Annotated in this window: 18 protein-coding genes; 10 read left to right on the forward strand and 8 right to left on the reverse strand. The window is 68.8% G+C overall.

Features of this window, described 5'->3' with window-relative positions; all coding sequences use genetic code 11:
- Nucleotides 1-3 precede the first annotated feature (3 nt).
- From cydB to LFM09_RS27065, 3 genes are read left to right on the forward strand one after another with little or no spacing between them, the layout of a single operon-like run.
- A complete protein-coding gene (gene cydB / locus LFM09_RS27055) occupies nt 4-972 on the forward strand; it encodes a cytochrome d ubiquinol oxidase subunit II (RefSeq protein ID WP_414099366.1) in 969 nt (322 codons plus the stop codon).
- Between the two features lies 1 nt (nt 973).
- Complete coding sequence (cydD, locus tag LFM09_RS27060; protein WP_414099367.1) at nt 974-3,985, forward strand: thiol reductant ABC exporter subunit CydD; 3,012 nt, start codon at nt 974-976, stop codon at nt 3,983-3,985.
- Between the two features lie 5 nt (nt 3,986-3,990).
- On the forward strand, nt 3,991-5,097 hold the full coding sequence (locus LFM09_RS27065; protein ID WP_414099368.1) for a GAF domain-containing sensor histidine kinase: 1,107 nt from the start codon (nt 3,991-3,993) through the stop codon (nt 5,095-5,097).
- Here LFM09_RS27065 and LFM09_RS27070 read toward each other — a convergent pair.
- Nucleotides 5,075-5,692 (reverse strand): response regulator, encoded by a 618-nt coding sequence (locus LFM09_RS27070; protein ID WP_414099369.1) that lies wholly within the window; start codon nt 5,690-5,692, stop codon nt 5,075-5,077. The genes LFM09_RS27065 and LFM09_RS27070 overlap by 23 nt on opposite strands.
- 61 nt (nt 5,693-5,753) lie before the next feature.
- Here LFM09_RS27070 and LFM09_RS27075 point away from each other — a divergent pair, with 61 nt between their 5' ends.
- Nucleotides 5,754-6,248, forward strand: a complete 495-nt coding sequence (locus LFM09_RS27075) for a GNAT family N-acetyltransferase (protein ID WP_414099370.1) — start codon at nt 5,754-5,756, stop codon at nt 6,246-6,248.
- Nucleotides 6,249-6,293: 45 nt separating this feature from the next.
- On the opposite strand, the gene LFM09_RS27080 is transcribed toward LFM09_RS27075, so the two are convergent.
- A complete protein-coding gene (locus tag LFM09_RS27080) occupies nt 6,294-6,812 on the reverse strand; it encodes a macro domain-containing protein (protein ID WP_414099565.1) in 519 nt (172 codons plus the stop codon).
- Nucleotides 6,813-6,959: 147 nt separating this feature from the next.
- Here LFM09_RS27080 and pheA point away from each other — a divergent pair, with 147 nt between their 5' ends.
- On the forward strand, nt 6,960-7,850 hold the full coding sequence (pheA, locus tag LFM09_RS27085) for a prephenate dehydratase (protein WP_414099371.1): 891 nt from the start codon (nt 6,960-6,962) through the stop codon (nt 7,848-7,850).
- The gene (locus LFM09_RS27090) at nt 7,847-8,440 is read left to right on the forward strand and encodes a histidine phosphatase family protein (protein ID WP_414099372.1); all 594 of its coding nucleotides are present in this window, start codon (nt 7,847-7,849) and stop codon (nt 8,438-8,440) included. The genes pheA and LFM09_RS27090 overlap by 4 nt, the downstream gene beginning before the upstream one ends.
- Here LFM09_RS27090 and LFM09_RS27095 read toward each other — a convergent pair.
- From LFM09_RS27095 to LFM09_RS27105, 3 genes are all read right to left on the reverse strand, one after another.
- Nucleotides 8,437-8,646, reverse strand: a complete 210-nt coding sequence (locus LFM09_RS27095; protein ID WP_414099373.1) for a hypothetical protein — start codon at nt 8,644-8,646, stop codon at nt 8,437-8,439. The two genes, LFM09_RS27090 and LFM09_RS27095, sit on opposite strands and share 4 nt — an antisense overlap.
- Before the next feature lie 99 nt (nt 8,647-8,745).
- Complete coding sequence (locus LFM09_RS27100) at nt 8,746-9,096, reverse strand: metallopeptidase family protein (RefSeq protein ID WP_414099374.1); 351 nt, start codon at nt 9,094-9,096, stop codon at nt 8,746-8,748.
- Nucleotides 9,093-10,166, reverse strand: coding sequence for a septum formation family protein (locus tag LFM09_RS27105; protein WP_414099375.1), 1,074 nt, complete (start codon nt 10,164-10,166; stop codon nt 9,093-9,095). The genes LFM09_RS27100 and LFM09_RS27105 overlap by 4 nt, the downstream gene beginning before the upstream one ends.
- A gap of 132 nt (nt 10,167-10,298) precedes the next feature.
- Here LFM09_RS27105 and LFM09_RS27110 point away from each other — a divergent pair, with 132 nt between their 5' ends.
- Genes LFM09_RS27110 through LFM09_RS27120 form a run of 3 tightly spaced genes read left to right on the forward strand, consistent with a single transcriptional unit; the run spans nt 10,299 to nt 12,594 of the window.
- A complete protein-coding gene (locus LFM09_RS27110; RefSeq protein ID WP_414099376.1) occupies nt 10,299-10,958 on the forward strand; it encodes a hypothetical protein in 660 nt (219 codons plus the stop codon).
- Nucleotides 10,959-10,962: 4 nt separating this feature from the next.
- The gene (locus LFM09_RS27115; RefSeq protein ID WP_414099377.1) at nt 10,963-12,126 is read left to right on the forward strand and encodes a glutathionylspermidine synthase family protein; all 1,164 of its coding nucleotides are present in this window, start codon (nt 10,963-10,965) and stop codon (nt 12,124-12,126) included.
- Between the two features lie 21 nt (nt 12,127-12,147).
- On the forward strand, nt 12,148-12,594 hold the full coding sequence (locus LFM09_RS27120; RefSeq protein ID WP_414099378.1) for a DUF350 domain-containing protein: 447 nt from the start codon (nt 12,148-12,150) through the stop codon (nt 12,592-12,594).
- On the opposite strand, the gene LFM09_RS27125 is transcribed toward LFM09_RS27120, so the two are convergent.
- Nucleotides 12,591-13,073 carry a hypothetical protein gene (locus tag LFM09_RS27125; RefSeq protein ID WP_414099379.1) on the reverse strand — a complete coding sequence of 161 codons (483 nt, stop codon included), beginning with the start codon at nt 13,071-13,073 and terminating at the stop codon, nt 12,591-12,593. The genes LFM09_RS27120 and LFM09_RS27125 overlap by 4 nt on opposite strands.
- 52 nt (nt 13,074-13,125) lie before the next feature.
- Between LFM09_RS27125 and serS the strand changes: the two genes are divergently transcribed.
- Nucleotides 13,126-14,373 carry a serine--tRNA ligase gene (serS, locus tag LFM09_RS27130; RefSeq protein WP_414099380.1) on the forward strand — a complete coding sequence of 416 codons (1,248 nt, stop codon included), beginning with the start codon at nt 13,126-13,128 and terminating at the stop codon, nt 14,371-14,373.
- On the opposite strand, the gene lhgO is transcribed toward serS, so the two are convergent.
- Nucleotides 14,366-15,526, reverse strand: a complete 1,161-nt coding sequence (lhgO, locus tag LFM09_RS27135) for an L-2-hydroxyglutarate oxidase (protein WP_414099381.1) — start codon at nt 15,524-15,526, stop codon at nt 14,366-14,368. The genes serS and lhgO overlap by 8 nt on opposite strands.
- Before the next feature lie 30 nt (nt 15,527-15,556).
- Nucleotides 15,557-16,438, reverse strand: a complete 882-nt coding sequence (locus tag LFM09_RS27140) for an LLM class flavin-dependent oxidoreductase (RefSeq protein WP_414099382.1) — start codon at nt 16,436-16,438, stop codon at nt 15,557-15,559.
- Between the last annotated feature and the right edge of the window lie 37 nt (nt 16,439-16,475).

A 16,475-nucleotide genomic window follows, 5' to 3' on the forward strand; every position in this document is an offset into this window, starting at 1 on the left:
GCTGTGGAGACGCTCTGGTTCTGCGTGATCGCTCTGCTGTGGCTGGGCTACCTGTTCCTCGAAGGCTTCGACTTCGGCGTCGGCATGCTGTTGCCCGTCCTGGGACGTGACAACACCGAGCGCCGGGTCATGATCAACACCATCGGGCCGGTCTGGGACGGCAACGAGGTCTGGCTTCTCGTCGCGGGCGGTGCCACGTTCGCGGCCTTCCCCGGCTGGTATGCGGCGCTCTTCAGCGCCGCGTACCTGCCACTAACTCTGTTCCTGCTCGCGCTCATCGGTCGCGGTGTCGCGTTCGAGTACCGCGGCAAGGTCGACTCAGTGCGCTGGCGCAAGGTCTGGGACGCGGTGATCTTCGCCGGGTCCTGGGTGGCGGCGCTCGGCGTCGGCATCATCATCGCCACGACCGTCATCGGCCTTCCGATCAACGCCGCCGGTGACCGCGTCGGCTCGCCGTTCGCCGCGATCACCTGGCAGGCGGTGCTCGGCGGGCTCGCGATCGCCGGCTATGCCCTGGTCCACGGCGCCATCTTCATCGCCCTCAAGACCGAGGGGGAGATCCGCGAACGCGCCCGGCGCCTGGCGCTGAGGATCGCTCCGGTGGCACTGCTGCCCCTGGTCGTGCTGCTGGCCTACGTCGCGCACCTGTGGGCGATTCCGGTCCTGCTGCTCGCACTGCTCGCGCTGTGGCGGCTCTCGTTCGGGCGAGAAGGCCAGGCGTTCGCGCTCATGGGGCTCGCGGTGGCGGCGACCGTCGCGACGTTGTTCGGCACGCTCTACCCGAACGTTCTTCCGTCCACTTTGGACCCAGCGTTCTCGCTCACCGTCGCGGGTGCGGCGTCGAGCCCGTACACGCTGACGGTCATGACGTGGGTGGCGGCGTTCGGCACGCCGGCCGTGCTGATCTACCAGGGCTGGACCTACTGGGTGTTCCGCAAGCGCATCGGCGTGCGGCACATCCCGGTGCACTGAGATGAGAAGAGGCCCGCTGGGAGCACTGCCCCAGCTCTCCAGGAACGCCAGGCGCGCCCTCGTCGGGGTGGGCGCGCTGGCGTTCCTCAACGCCCTGGCGCTCGTCGCCCAGGCCGTCGCGCTGGCGTCGGTGATCACGACCCGCGAAGGCCTTCCGCTGCTGGCCGTGGCGATCCTCGCGCGCGCAGGTCTTTCGTGGGCAACGGAGAGCGCTGCCGCCCGTGCCGCTGCCGGTGCGAAGGAAGAGCTGCGGACCCAGCTGCTGGCCAAGTCGTTCGAACGCGGCCCCGGCTGGATCGCCGACCGCGGCACGGCCGAGCTGTCGGTGCTCGCGACCAAGGGCCTCGACGCGCTCGACGCGTACTTCACCCGCTACCTGCCCGCGCTGGTCACGGCCGTGATCGTGCCTCCGCTGGTCGGCGCGTGGATCCTCTTCACGGACTGGCCGTCGGCGGTCCTGATCGCGATCACCGTGCCGTTGATCCCGGTCTTCGCCGCGTTGATCGGCTGGTACACCGAGAAGCGCGTGAAGAAGGCCGCCGACGTCACCGAACTCCTGTCGGCCCAGCTCCTCGAACTGCTCCGCGCGCTTCCGGTGCTGACGGTCTTCGGCCGCGCCAAGCAGCAGGCCACCGCCGTGCGCCAGATCGGCGACCAGCACCGCAAGGCCACGATGGGCACGCTCAAGATCGCGTTCCTGAGCGCCCTGGTCCTGGAAATCGCCGCCAGCCTCTCGGTAGCCCTGATCGCCGTAGGCATCGGCATCCGCCTGGTGCACGGCGACCTGACCCTCATGACCGCCCTGATCGTCCTGATCCTCGCCCCGGAGTGCTACCTCCCCCTCCGCGCGGCGGGCGCCGCCCACCACGCCAGCGAGGACGGCCTGGAATCCGTCCGCCGAGTAGCCGAGGTGGTTGGCCATGAGGGTCACTTTCATGGACCTCAGGTCCATGAAAGTGACCCTCATGGCTCACTCGTTCGGGTGAAGGACCTCCGGGTGTTGCGGCGGGGCGGGTTTGCGCCGGACGGGGTCAGCTTCGAGGTGAGGCCTGGAGAGGTCTATCGGCTGGAGGGGGCTAGCGGGGCGGGGAAGTCGACGACGTTCCAGGTGTTGCTCGGGTTCGTGGAGCCGACGGACGGAGCCGTCGAGATCCGGGGCGAAATCGCCTACGTGCCGCAGAAGCCCGCGTTTGCCGCTGCCACGCCACGCGCTGAGCTGGAGTTGACGGTTCCCAACGCGGAGGACATCGAGGAAGTTGCGGATGAGGTCGTGGCCGCGCATCTGCTCGACCGGCAGATCACGGACCTCTCGACAGGTGAGCGCCAACGGGTTGCACTCGCGCGCGCCCTGCTGAGGGTCCGCCACGGCGCGACGGTCCTGCTCCTCGACGAGCCGACGGCCCACCTCGATCCGGTGACAAGTTGCGAAGTCGACAAAGCGATCAAGAGAGCAAGCGCCACGGCGGCCGTCGTCCTCGCCTCGCACCGCGAGAAGGAGGCGACCGAGGACGAGACGTTCGCCAAGGTCGTCACCGAGGAGACGCAACAGGAACGCCCGAAGCGCCTGCCGATTCCGCTCAAAGGTGCTGCGCTGGGCGTGCTGGCGACCGTGGCCGGCATCGCACTGACCGCGCTCGCCGCTCACCTGATCGCCCGCGCCGCCGAGATGCCGCCGATCCTGACGCTGTCGGTGCTGGTCGTGGGCGTGCGGACGTTCGCGCTGAGCAAGGGTGTGCTCCGGTACGTCGAGCGCCTGGTGACGCACCACGAGGCGTTCAAGCTCGCCACGAACCTCCGCGCCGAGCTGTGGCTGCGGCTCGTCCGGACCCAGCGCCGCGACGGCCTGCAGCGGCTCGTCGAGGACACCGACACCGTCCGCGATCTGGTGCCGCGCGTGCTGGTGCCGCCGGTCGTGGCCATCGGAGCGGGGATCGCGACCACGATCCTGTTCGCGTTCATCGACCTGGCCGCGGCGCTGACGTTGGGCGGCCTGCTCCTCGCAGCGGGTCTGGCCGCACCGGCGGTCGCGGTCTGGACCGAGCGCCGGGCCAGCACGAAGCTCGCCAGGGGCCGCCGCAAGGTCGCCCGCGACACGATCAACGCACTCGCCGCCGCACCGGATCTCATCGCGCACGACGCGCACCACCGCCTGTTGGCGCAGCTTCACGCCGAAGACGTCGAACTTGCGGGGGAGACCCGCAAGCAGGCGTTCGGCACGGGCGCGGCCACGGCGATCGTCCTGCTCGCGACCGGTGCGGCGGCTCTGATCTGCGCCACGACGGGCAACCCGGTGCTCGGCCTGGTCCCGCTCGCGCTAGCCGAACCGCTGGCGGCGCTGCCGTTGGCCGCTCAGCAGAGGAGGGCTCTCCAAGAAGCCAGCGCGCGGCTGCAGTTCGACGCTCCGGAACGACCGGAGGCGCCGAAGGGCAAGCGGATCCGCCTGCAGAACGTCGACGTCCGCTGGCCGGGCGCGACCGAGCCGACGCTCAAAGATCTGCACCTCAACATCGAGCCGGGCACGCACGTCGCGATCGTCGGACCGTCGGGCAGCGGCAAGTCGACGCTGTTCGCGTTGCTCCTCGGCTTCCTGCAGCCGGAACGCGGCATCGTGGAGTTGCCCCGTGCCACCTGGTGCCCGCAGGAGCCGATGCTGGTCAGCACGACGGTCCGCGAGAACCTGCGGATGTCGGGCCAGCACAGCGACGAGCAGCTCAAGGGAGCCTTGCGGAAGGCGTGCCTGCCGGAATGGACCGAGAGGCTCGACACCGTGATCAGGCCCGACCAGGTGTCGGGCGGCGAGGCGCAACGGCTTGCGCTGGCCAGGGCGTTGCTGCACGACGCCGACGTGGTGCTGCTCGACGAACCGACGGCCCACCTGGACGAACCGACCGCGCGGAAGCTGTTGGAGCAGCTCAGGCACGACGGCAGGACGATCTTGCACATCACCCACCGGCCGGATGAGGCCGCGAGGGCAGACCTCGTGCTGGACCTCGGCACGCCCGCATACCGTTGAGGACCATGGACCCCTCCCTGGCGCGGCGCGTGCTCGTCGCGTCCACCGAGATCACGTCGGCGGCGCTGGAAGACCCGGAGAACGTGCTGCGGCTCGTGGTGGAGGCGGCCGCGGAGATCGCGGACGCCGACCTCGGGCTGGCCATGCTCGCCACGGAGGACGACGACGGCACGCTCACCGTCGAGGCGTCCAGCGGTGAGCCGGTCGTGGCGACGTTGAGTCCGCGCAGTGCTGCCGCGAAGGCCGCGCGCACGGGCGTTCCGGTGATGGCCGACGACGTGACGAACGACCCGCGCACGGCTCCGTACGTGCCGCAGGCGCTCAGGACCTACGGACCGTTCGCGGTGGCGCCGTTCGGCACCTCCGACCGCAAGATCGGCGCTCTGGCGGTTTATCGCCGTAGAGACAAATCGCCGTTCACGCAGGAGACCGTGGACGTGCTGACGGCGTTCGCGGCCCAGGCGGGTCTTGCCGTCGTTCTGGCGGAGGGCTTCACCGCACGGCAGCGCGTCGCGGTCTACGAGGAGCGCGAACGGATCGCGCGCGACCTGCACGACGTGATCATCCAGCGGCTCTACGGCGCCGGCGTGCAGCTCAGCCTGCTGGAACGGCGGCTGGGCAAGAAGCTCGACAACTCGCAGCGGGCGAGGATCGAGGAGGCCGTCGACCTGGTCGACGAGACGATCGCCGAGGTGCGCGCGACCGTGCGCAAGCTGCGCAACACCGACCCCGCCGACTCCGCCGACCTGCTCGACTCGATCAACGCCGAGGTCCGCACGGCCGGTGAGCTGCTCGGTTTCCCGCCGCGACTGCACGTGGCCGGCGACCTGGCCAACGTGCCGCGGCGTCACGCCGACGACGCGCGTGCGGCGTTGCGAGAGGCGTTGTCGAACGTCGTGCGGCACTCAGGGGCGACACACGTCCAGATCGACGTACGGCGCGATGAGAAGCATCTGCTGCTGCGAGTCGCGGACAACGGGTGCGGCATCCCGTCCGGTGTGACTCAGCGCGGATTGCGGCATCTCGCGGAACGGGCGAAGTCCGCGCGTGGCGATTTCCGCGTCGTGAGTTCACCGAACGGGACGACGCTCACCTGGTCCGTCCCCGTTTAGCCACCCATGCGGCGGCTTGCGTCCGCCGTTCCATGCCGAGTTTGGCGAGCACGGACGTCACGTAGTTCTTCACGGTCTTCTCCGCGAGGAAGAGCCGTTCACCGATTTGGCGGTTTGTCAGACCCTCACCGATGAGCTCCAGCACGCGCTGTTCCTGATCCGTGAGGCCGACCGGGGCCGGATTGCGCATCCGTTCGAGTACTCGGCTCGTGGTCGCGGGGTCCAGAAGGGACCGTCCAGCCGCGACCTCGCGCACGGCCGTCACGACGTCCTGGCCGCGAACCTGCTTGAGCAGATAGCCCGATGCACCGGCCATGATGGCCCCGACCAGTGCCTCCTCGTCGTCGAACGCGGTCAACACGAGGCAACGGATGCCGAGGTCCCGCAGCGAGCGGCAGAGGTCGACGCCGCTGCCGTCGGGAAGCTGAACGTCCACGACGGCCACATCGGGCGGAGTCTTCTGAGCCCGAGTCACCGCCTCGTCCACGGATCCGGCTTCGGCGACGACCGAGATGTCCTCCTCGTCGTCGAGCATCTCGCGCAGTCCTCTGCGCACCACTTCGTGGTCGTCGACCAACAAAACTCGCACTGGCACGAATCCACCGTACGTCGAATGGCTGTTCCTGAGCGTGACTCGGATTGGCACAGTTCTTGTCATGGCAGAAGGCTCTGTACGACCGATCGAGGAAGCAGATCGCATAGTTGTCGCTCGGTTGGTACTAGAGCTATGGGGAGCACACACGGCCGTCGCGCACGGTGAGGTGTTCTTCCCGGCGAGTCTGCCCGGCTTCCTCGTGGAGAAGCAGGGACAGGTTCTGGGCCTGCTGACCTATGCGGTGGCGAACCACCAACTGGAGATCGTGACGATCGACGCGCTACGGCGGGGCCGTGGCGTCGGCACCGCGCTTGTCGACGCCGCGGTTCGCCAAGCGCGCACACTCGGCTGCACTCGGGTGCGCCTGACGACCACCAACGACAACCTCGACGCGATCCGCTTCTACCAGCGGCGCGGGTTCAAGCTGGCGGCGTTGAGACCGGACGCCGTGCGCGAGGCGCGCAAGCTCAAGCCCGAGATCCCCGCGGTTGGGGATTTCGGTATCCCCATCACAGATGAGCTCGACCTCGAACGATGGGTCGCACCACGCCAGTAGTCCACAGGCATCCACAACCCTGTCCACAGGGTTGTGCACAGGTTCCTACACGTGGAGCGGGTTGAACGCCTCGTCCCACGCGGCCGCGACCTGATGCGCGCACGTGGACGGCGCGACGCCTCCCACCCCGGTGCCGAGCCCCGGCATCGCGATGGTGCGGACGGCGTCGCGCACCGGCGTGCCGTCCTCCAGGCGTCCTTCGAGCCAGAGCCGCAGGACCGCCCGCGCGGCCAGGTACGGGTGGACCGTGTCGATCGGCAGCCGCTCACCGGGCCGGCGCATGGTCGGCGCGCTGATGAGCCACGCCGGTTCGGTCTCGCCGGTGGCCACGATCTGCGCCTCGCCGACGGGCAGCTCACCGCCGTGGAGCGTGAGGACCGCACTGCGGACGTTGTTCTCGACCTCCGGGAACGCCGTGGCGTAGACGGCGTCGATGCCGCCGCGCATCCAGCCCTGGGAGTTCGCCGGGCTCACGATGGCCTGCGCGTGGATGTCCAGAACGGACCCGCGATGCACCCGCACTCCGGTGCGTCCGTCCGCGACGGCGAGCCAGGCGTTCGCCATCGGTTCGTCGACCGCGCACAACACGAGTTCAGGCGCTAGAGCGGGCACGCCTCAAGCATTCCAGTTCGAACGGTCCTGACGGAACCCAGGTTTGGCAGCGGACACAGGCGTGATTTCCGCCTCTGATCGCCGCACTACGCTGACCCGATGCCGCGCATTGCGTACTTCGGACCACAGGGGACCTTCACCGAGCAGGCAGCACTGCGGTTCCCCGGTGAGCTCGTGCCCGTCGAGACCATCCCGCTCGCCGTGGCCGCCGTGCGCAAGGGCGAGACCGAGTTCGCGTGCGTGCCGATCGAGAACTCCGTCGAGGGCGCGGTGCCCGCGACGCTGGACGTGCTGATCCGCGACGAACCCGTGGTCGCGGTCGCCGAGACCGTGCTGGACGTCCGCTTCAGCATCCTGGTCCGGCCCGGTACCGCTGAGATCAAGACGATCGCCTCGCACCCGCACGCCCTGGCGCAGGTCCGCGAGTGGATCGCCGCCTCGTTGCCCGGTGTCACGTCGATCGCCACGTCCTCGACCGCTGCTGCTGCCGCCGCCGTCGAGCGCGGCGAGTTCGATGCCGCCGTGACCGCTCCGGTGGCTGTGAACCACTACGAGCTGGACGAGTACGCGACCGACGTGCTGGACGTGGCGGACGCGCGCACCAGGTTCCTGCTGCTCACCCGGCCGGGCGCATTGCCTGAGCCGACTGGAGCAGACCGCACCAGTGTCGTCGTGACGACCCCGAACCGCGTGGGTGTGCTGTCCGAGCTGCTGACCGAGCTGGCGTTGCGTGGCATCAATCTCACCGGCCTCGAATCACGCCCGCAGAAGGGCAAACTGGGGACGTACCGCTTCTACATCGACGTCGAGGGGCACATCGCAGAACCGAGGATCGGTGACGCGCTGGCCGCGCTGCACCGACACTCGCGCGAGATCCGGTTCCTCGGGTCCTTCCCGAAGGCCGACCACGAGCCCTCCGAGGCCCACAACGCCGAGTTCACCGCAGCAGCCGCTTGGGTCGATGCTGTCAGAAAGGGCGAGCGCGGGTGAGGTTGCTGCTGGTCAGGCACGGTGAGACGGCGTCGAACATCGAACGCAAGCTGGACACGGCCATGCCGGGTCCCCCGCTCACCGAGCTGGGTGAGAAGCAGGCCCGCGAGCTTGCCGACACCCTGGCCGGCGAGAACATCACCGCCGTCTACGCCAGCATCGGCCTGCGCGCCCAGCAGACCGCTCTGCCGACCGCCGAGCGCTTCGGCCTGCCCGTGCAGATCCTCGAGGGCGTGCACGAGATCCAGGTCGGCTCGCTGGAGGGCCGCAACGACACCGAGGCCTACAAGACCTACCTGGAGACTGTGATCAGGTGGGCAGAGGGTGCGCTGGACGTGGCCTTCCCCGGCGGCGGTGAGACCGGGCAGCAGGTGCTGGACCGGTTCCTCGGCGCCATCGAGTCGATCCACCAGGACGGCACCGTCATGGTCGTGACGCACGGCGGGTCGGGCCGGATGGGCGCGCTGGCGCTGGCGTCGAACGTGCCGGTGGAGCTCGCCGAGAACCTGTTGCCGAACACCGGCGTCGTGGTGCTGGAGACCGAGGGCGACGGCTGGGTGTGCCGTTCGTGGGCGGGCGTCGAGGTCTAACCCCGTTTGAGGGTCAGGCCTTCCTCGGCACGCCACCAGTCGGCGTCCTTCGGGACGGTCTCACGCCACTGCACGATCTGATCGGCGGCGGCTTCGATCGCCGTCGTCAACTCCGCGGCCGTCGTGGCCGTGGTCGAGACCTCGCGGATGTAGTGGGTGCCGTGGTCCTCCGGACACCAGCACTCGACCGCGATCGACGCGGACACCGAGCGACGAGATCACGCCGGGCAGGTCGACCGCCGGGTGGTGCACCTGGTTCTCGTACCAGTGCCAGTTCGCGGGCTGCAGCCGTTCAGCGCCGCGCACTAGCCCCAGCCCAGCTCGTGCAGCTTCGCGTCGTCGATCCCGAAGTGGTGCGCGATCTCGTGCACCACGGTGATGATCACTTCCTCGACCACGTCCTCCTCCGAGTCGCAGATGTCGAGGATCGCCTCGCGGTAGATGAAGATGTGGTCCGGCAGCGAGCCGCCGTAGTCCGTGTTGCGCTCGGTCAGCGCGATCCCCTGGTACAGCCCGAGCAGTGACGGCTCGTCGGGGTTGCGGTCCTCGACCAGCACCACCACGTTGTTCATGGCGTGCGTGAACTCGGGCGGGACCAGGTCCAGGGCCTCTTCGACCAGCTCGTCGAAGCGAGCCCGGGTCATCTCGACGGTCATCGGTTCTCGGACGTGGGAGTGATGCCGCTGGGTGGGTCGGGCTTGCCGGAGTCGGAGGGCTTGCCCGATTCCGAGGGCGGCTTGCCGGACTCCGAGTGCAGCGGGGCGCCGGTCGGTTCGGCCTGGGGCTTGACCGAGGTGGTCTGCGGCGGGTTCGCGGTGGTCAGCGGGGCGCCGTTGGGGTTGCGGACGCTGCCTTCCCACGCCACGAGGTTCTCGCCCTGGGGGACGGCGCCGATCTTGCAGTTGGCCTTGCGGGAGCCGACCGCCCAGCTCTCCTCGGCGCGCGTGTCCCAGGTGACCAGCAGGTTCTTGGCCTTCAGGTCGGCGCCGCCGGTGTAGTCGAGCGCCATGGCGGCGCACTTCTCGGACATGATGCCGTCCTGCTTGTCGACGGCCAGGAACTCGCCCTCGGGGTGCTGCACCACGCCGATGATCTCGAACGCGTGCGGCTTGGCGCACTCGATGGGGTCGCCGACCGTGTTGTTCTCGCCGAGCGCCAGGCACACGCTGGGGTCGTACACGTTCGACTGGTCCTGGGTCTTCGCGCTGCCGTACGACGGGAGCGCGGCGCCGGAGGGTGCGGCGACCTGCAGGCCGCAGCGCAGCTGGCGGTAGCCGTCGGTCCAGCGGCGCTCGTCCGGGTTCAGGGTGCTGACGCCGTACTTGCCCTTCGGGTCGAGCTTGCCGGCCAGGTAGGTGCCCGCGGCCTGGGCGCAGTTCTCCTGCGCGATCTTCTCCCAGGCCTCCGCGTTCGGGAACGGCGCTTCCTTCGGGTAGGCGGCCGTGATGTCGGCGATGCCGGTGACCTCGAACTTGTGGGCTGCGGCGCAGTCGACCTTGGCCGCGTCCGACAGATCGGCCTTTTCCCAGTTCAGGCACTCGCCCTGGACGGCTTGGTAGGCCGCGTTGACCTGTTCGCGCTTGCTGCTGAGGGGCCCGCCGGCGAACACGGAGGTGAACGCGGACAACATCAACAGGACGAAGGCGCCCACGAACGCGCCGACCATCACAAGCCGCGTGTCGCGGATGTGACCTGATCGACTCAACCAACTGGCGCTCGGAGACATCTCATCCATGATGCCCGTGCTGTGTGAGACGGCTGTGCGCCGGGTTGGGTCGAGTGTTGCTATTAGGACACTCGTCACCCAATCGGCCGTGTTTCAGCCGTGTCGCTCGGTACCTTGCCCGCGGGAGTGGTGATGACTGACAACAACGTGCCAGGACCTGGCCAGCCCGGCCAGCCACAACAGCCTTACCAGCAACTGCCGCCACAGGTGCCGGTACCGCAGCCTGGGCCGCATCAGCAGCCCGGACCGCCGCCGGGCCCGCCGCAGCCGCCGGTGAAGGGCCGCATGCGCCAGCAGCAGGCCGGCATGACGCAGCCGCGCCAGCCGACGGTCGCCGAGCAGCGCGCTCGTGCCGCCGCGTTGAAGGCGCAGCAGGAGCGGTTCGCCGCCGAGTCCGCCGCGTTCGAGAAGAAGCGGAAGACGCGCAAGCGCCTGCTCATCGGTGGCGGTGTCACCGTGGGCGTGGTCGCGCTGGTCGCGATCTGGTACGCGGCCGCCAGCCCGAAGAACGTCACGGCGCAGTGCACCGACTCGAACAACGTGATCGTCGACGACGACTACTGCGACGAGTCGTACTACCGCAGCCACGGCGGCTACAGCAGCGGCGGCTTCATCTACATCGGCGGCAGCTCGTACCGCTACAACTACGGCGGCACCGGCGCGGTCGGCCAGAAGGTGACCGGCGGCAGCTACACGATCCCCAAGGGCGCGAACGTCACCACGAAGTCGGGCACGTCCGTCCAGCGCGGCGGGTTCGGCATCAGCAGCGGCTCCTCCAGCAGCGGAGGCTGAGCAGTTGCGTCGTGAAACCTCGCAACCGCGGCCGAACTGGCAGCGCACGGTCTCGGAACAAGGGTTGGTCTTCGGCCTGCCCGCGAAGTACGCGAACGGCGCCGACCGCCCCTACTGGGACGAGTCGGTGCACTACGTGTTCGAGATGAGCGAAGTCCTGTCGCTCGAAGCCGACGTCGAGCTCCTCCACTCCATGTGCCTCGACGCGGTGGACAACGTGGTGCTGACCGAGCGCTACCGCGACTTCGGCATCCCCGAGTGGGTCTGGCCGCACATCGCCGAGTCGTGGCGGCGTCGCGACCCGAACGTGTACGGCCGCTTCGACCTGCGCTACGACGGGTCCGGCCCGGCCAAGCTGCTGGAGTACAACGCGGACACCCCGACGTCGCTGCTCGAGGCCGCGTACATCCAGTGGTACTGGAAGACCGACGCCTTCCCGGACGACGACCAGTGGAACTCGCTGCACGAGCGCCTGGTCGAGCGCTGGGCGGAGATCGGCGCCAAGCTGCCCTCCGGTGAGCTGCACTTCAGCTGGTCAGGTGCCGATCCGTCCGGCGAGGACCACCTCACCGCGGCCTGCCTGCAGGAGACGGCCGCGGAAGCCGGCCTCAACACGGTGGGCATCGCGATGGAGGACATCGGCTGGGACACCCTGCTCAACCGGTTCGTCGACCTCGAAGAGGCCCCGATGAGCACGGTGTTCAAGCTCTACCCGTGGGAGTGGGTGGTCGAGGAGCAGTTCGGCCGCCACGCCGTCGAGTCGCTGCCCGGCACCCTGTGGATCGAGCCGCTGTGGAAGATGCTGCTCTCCAACAAGGCGCTGCTCGCGATCCTGTGGGAGATGTACCTGGGCCACCCCAACCTGCTCCCGGCCTACCTGAACGACCCCGGCATGCTCACCGAGTACGTGCGCAAGCCGCTGCTCGGCCGCGAGGGGTCGAACATCCAGATCGTCGCCCCCGGTTACGAAACGCAGACCGGCGGTGTGTACGGCAAAGAAGGTTTCGTCTACCAGCTGTTCGATCCGCTTCCGGACTTCGACGGCTACCGCCCCGCGTTGGGTGCCTGGGTCGTGGGCGACACGTCCGCGGGCCTCGGCATCCGGGAAACGGTCGGTCTGGTGACCGACGATGGCGCGGCGTTCGTGCCGCATCGAATTGTTGAGTAAGTCTCCGAAAGGGAACAGCTAATGACCCTCGCGTTGGACCCCGGCTTCGGCGGAGTTCTGGTCGGGAACATCGGCGCGATCGCGCTGTACGCCGTCGTCGGCCTCATCCTCATGGTGTTCGGCTTCTACGCGATCGACTGGACGACGCCGGGCAAGCTCTCGATCCTCGTCCGCAACGGTGCGCCGAACGCGGTCATCGTGACCGCCTCCGGTCTCGTCTCGATGGCCCTGATCATCGTGGTCGCGATCTGGAGCGCACAGGGCAAGCTCAGCGAAGGCCTGCTCTCGGCGCTGATCTACGGCATCGTCGGCATCATCGTGCAGGTGGCGGCCGTCCGTCTGCTGGAGTGGGTGACCCGCCTGGACATCGGCGCGCTGATCGAGTCGGACCGCTTCGCGCCGGCCTCGGTCGTCGTCGCCGCGGCCCACGTGGCGCTCGGCCTCGTGGTGGGCGTCGCGATCATCTAGTCAGTCTGTTCGAAGGGACCCGGCGCCGCGGTGGTGCCGGGTCCTCTCGTTTTCAGGGCCCGCCGAGCGGCGCGCAGCAAGCGCTGTACGCCGAACACCAGGGCGCCCAGGCCGATGAAGAGACCGATCCACGGGACCGAGACCGGCCAGCCGGACTCGCCCTCGTGCGTGAACACCTCGCCGTGCACTCCCAGGTCGAAGGCCGGGACCCGGTCGCCTTCCCGCAGGGGCTTCGGCAGCTTGTTCCGCACGTGCACGCGCTTGAGCGTGATCTTGCCGTCGTCGCTGATGAACGTGCCGTTGCGGCTGAAGCAGCCGTTTTTCACGCAGACGGGATCGGGGCCGACCACGTACGTGCCGTGCGTGCCCTCCGCGTCGCTCACCTTGATCGCCATCGGGATGGACGTCGCGCTGAACGCCGTCAGCGAAATCCCAACGGCGACGGCGAGAGCCCCCACGAACATCTTCGTGCCGTTCACCACGTGCCTCCCCGCACAAATTCGGATGAACCGCAGGTCTACCCTATTAAGGGTGATTGACCTCAAGGTGTTGCGCGAGAACCCGGAGATCGTGCGCGCTTCGCAGCGTGCCCGTGGCGAGGACGAGGGCGTCGTCGACTCCCTGCTGTCCGCAGACGAGCGCCGGCGGACCGCCATCTCCCGCGCGGACACCCTGCGCGCCGAGCAGAAGGTCCTCGGCAAGGAGGTCGGCAAGGCCAAGGGCGACGACCGCAACGCCCTGCTCGCCAAGGCGAAGGACCTGGCCGCCGAGGTCAAGGCCGCCGAGGCCGAGCAGAACGCCACGGCCGAAGAGGTCAACGAGCTCCTGGCCAAGATCCCGAACCTGGTGCACCCGGACGCGCCGGTCGGTGGTGAGGACGACTACGTGGTCGTCAAGACGGTCGGTGAGCCGCGCCAGTTCGACTTCGAGCCGCAGGACCACCTCGACCTGGGCACCAAGCTCGGTGCGATCGACATGGAGCGCGGTGCCAAGGTCGGTGGCTCCAGGTTCTACTTCCTCAAGGGCGTCGGCGCGCAGCTCGAGCTCGCGCTGCTCAACATGGCGGCGCAGCAGGCGACGGCCAACGGGTTCCAGCTCATGATCACGCCGACGCTGGTGCGGCCGGAGATCATGGCGGGCACCGGGTTCCTGGGGGCGCACTCCAGCGAGATCTACCACCTGCCCAACGACGACCTGTACCTCGTCGGCACGTCGGAGGTGCCGCTCGCCGGCTACCACGCCGACGAGATCCTCGACGGGGAGAAGCGGTACGCGGGCTGGTCGTCGTGCTACCGGCGTGAGGCCGGGTCGTACGGCAAGGACACCCGCGGCATCATCCGCGTGCACCAGTTCAACAAGGTCGAGATGTTCTCCTACGTCAAGCCGGAGGACGCCGAGGCCGAGCACGCCCGGCTCCTCGCGTGGGAAGAGGAGATGCTCGCCAAGATCGAGGTGCCGTACCGGGTCATCGACACGGCCACCGGCGACCTCGGCATGTCGGCGCACAGGAAGTTCGACTGCGAGGCGTGGGTGCCGACGCAGGGCAAGTACCGCGAGCTGACCTCGACGTCGAACTGCACGACGTTCCAGGCGCGCCGGCTGAACGTGCGCTACCGGGACGAGAACGGCAAGTCGCAGATCGCGGCCACGCTCAACGGCACGCTGGCGACCACGCGGTGGATCGTCGCGATCCTGGAGAACCACCAGAACGCGGACGGCTCCGTCACCGTTCCCGAGGCCATGCGGCCGTTCATGGGTGGGCTTGAGCTGCTCAAGTGAGCGAGGCGATGTGGCGCGCGATCTCCAGCGCGCTCGTCGCCGCAGGTGAAGGCGCGTTCAGGACGTGCACCTGGCGGGGCGCTGACTCGATGAGGAAGTCGTCGACCAGCGAACCGTCGGGCAGCATGGCCTGAGCGCGCACACCGCTCTCCGCCCGCACGAGGTCGGACTCCTCGACCGCCGGCACCAGCCGCGCCAGCGACTCGGCGAATCGGCGGCGGGACAACGACCGCAGCACCTCGTCCACGCCGGTCCGCGCGAACTTCCGCGCCAGCTTCCACGTGCCGGGGAACCGGGCGACGTCCACGACATCGCGCAACGACACATCGCGCCACCGGTAACCCTCGCGCCGCAACGCCAGCACGGCGTTCGGCCCGCAGTGCACCGAGCCGTCGAGCATCCGGGTGAGGTGCACGCCGAGGAACGGCAGCGTCGGATCCGGCACCGGGTAGATCAACCCGCGGACCAACTCCGTGCGCCGAAGCTCGTAGTACTCCCCGCGGAACGGCACGATCCGAGCCGAAGGCTGCAAGCCCGCCAGCAAAGCGATCCGGTCGCTCTGCAGGCCCGCGCAGTTCACCAGCACATCGCCACGCACAACGCCCTGCGGCGTCGCGACCTCGACGTGAGACCCAACGGTCCGGATAGCCAGAGCAGGCGACTGCAGCCGGAGATCGTGCCCGTCCAGCAACCGCACCAGGGCATCGCACACCCCGGCGTACGAGATGATCCCGGTGCTCTCGACCCGCAGAGCAGCCACACAGGCCACCTCGGGTTCGTAGTCGAGAGCCTCGGCAGCAGAGATCAGCTTCGCCGGAACCCCGTTCGCCTCGGCGCGCGAGGCCAGCGCGTGCAGCCGTGGCAGCTCATCCTCAGAAGTGGCGACAACAAGCTTGCCGCACACATCAACGGGAACACCGTGCTCACGCGCAAAGGCGACCATCGACGCGTTGCCCGCGACGGACATGCGCGCCTTCAAAGACCCGGGCTTGTAGTACAGCCCGGCGTGCACGACGTTCGAGTTGTGGCCGGTCTGGTGCGCGCCCCAGCGCTTCTCCTTCTCCAGCACCGTCACGCGATCACCGCGCGAGGCCAGCTCGGCGGCCACCGCGAGCCCGACGATTCCGCCACCGATCACCACAACAGAGCGCACAGTGACGAAATCTAAACGAGCGCCCGGCCGTTACAGGTGCCGATCGAACGTGGGCAGCACGTCAGCCGCCACTTCCTCCACGACCTGCTCGCTGCCCATGTACACGCCGTCGTGCCGCGGCCAGTGCGACACCACGTCGGTGAAGCCCAGCTCAGCGGCCCTGCCCACGGCGTCCAGGTAACACTCGACGCTCGACAGCGAGTACACCGGCGCGGAGTCCAGGTTCAGGTACCGGTTCACCCGCGAGGTGCGGCCCTGCGTGGCCAACGTCTCAGTGAACTGTTCCGAGAGTTGCGCCACGCCCCGCCACCACGTCTCCACGTCCTCGGTCGGCGGTCCGGTGGTCACCCAGCCCTGCCCGAAGCGGGCCGCGACACGCATCGCCTTCGGGCCGTTCGCCGCCACCACGAACGGCAGCCGCGGCCGTTGCACGCAGCCGGGCGCGCTGCGGGCCTCCTCGGCCGAGAAGAACTCGCCGCTCCACGACGTGCGGTCCTTGACCAGCAGCTGGTCGAGCAGCTCGACGAACTCGCCGAAGCGGGCCGTCCGGTCGCGCGGCAGCAACGGCTTCGCGCCCTGCACGACCGTGTCGTACCCGTCCCCACCTGCGCCGACACCCAGGGTGAAGCGGCCGTCGGACACGTCGTCGATGGTCAGCAGCTCGCGCGCGAACGGCACCGGGTGCCGGAAGTTCGGGCTCGCCACGAACGTCCCGAGTCTGATGCGCGAGGTGACCAGCGCGGCCGCTGTCAGGGTGGGGACCGCGCCGAACCAGGGACCGTCGACCAGCGTGCGCCAGCCGAGGTGGTCGTAGGTCCACGCGTGGTGGAACCCGTACTCCTCGGCCGCACGCCACTTGGGTTCGGCGATCCACCATCGGTGTTCCGGGAGAATCACGATTCCTGCGCGCACGGACGTACGGTAACCAGCTGTTCAGCTCCCTACGAAC

The sequence above is a fragment of the Lentzea alba genome, assembly GCF_047445655.1.
Classification (GTDB): Bacteria; Actinomycetota; Actinomycetes; order Mycobacteriales; family Pseudonocardiaceae; genus Lentzea; species Lentzea alba_A.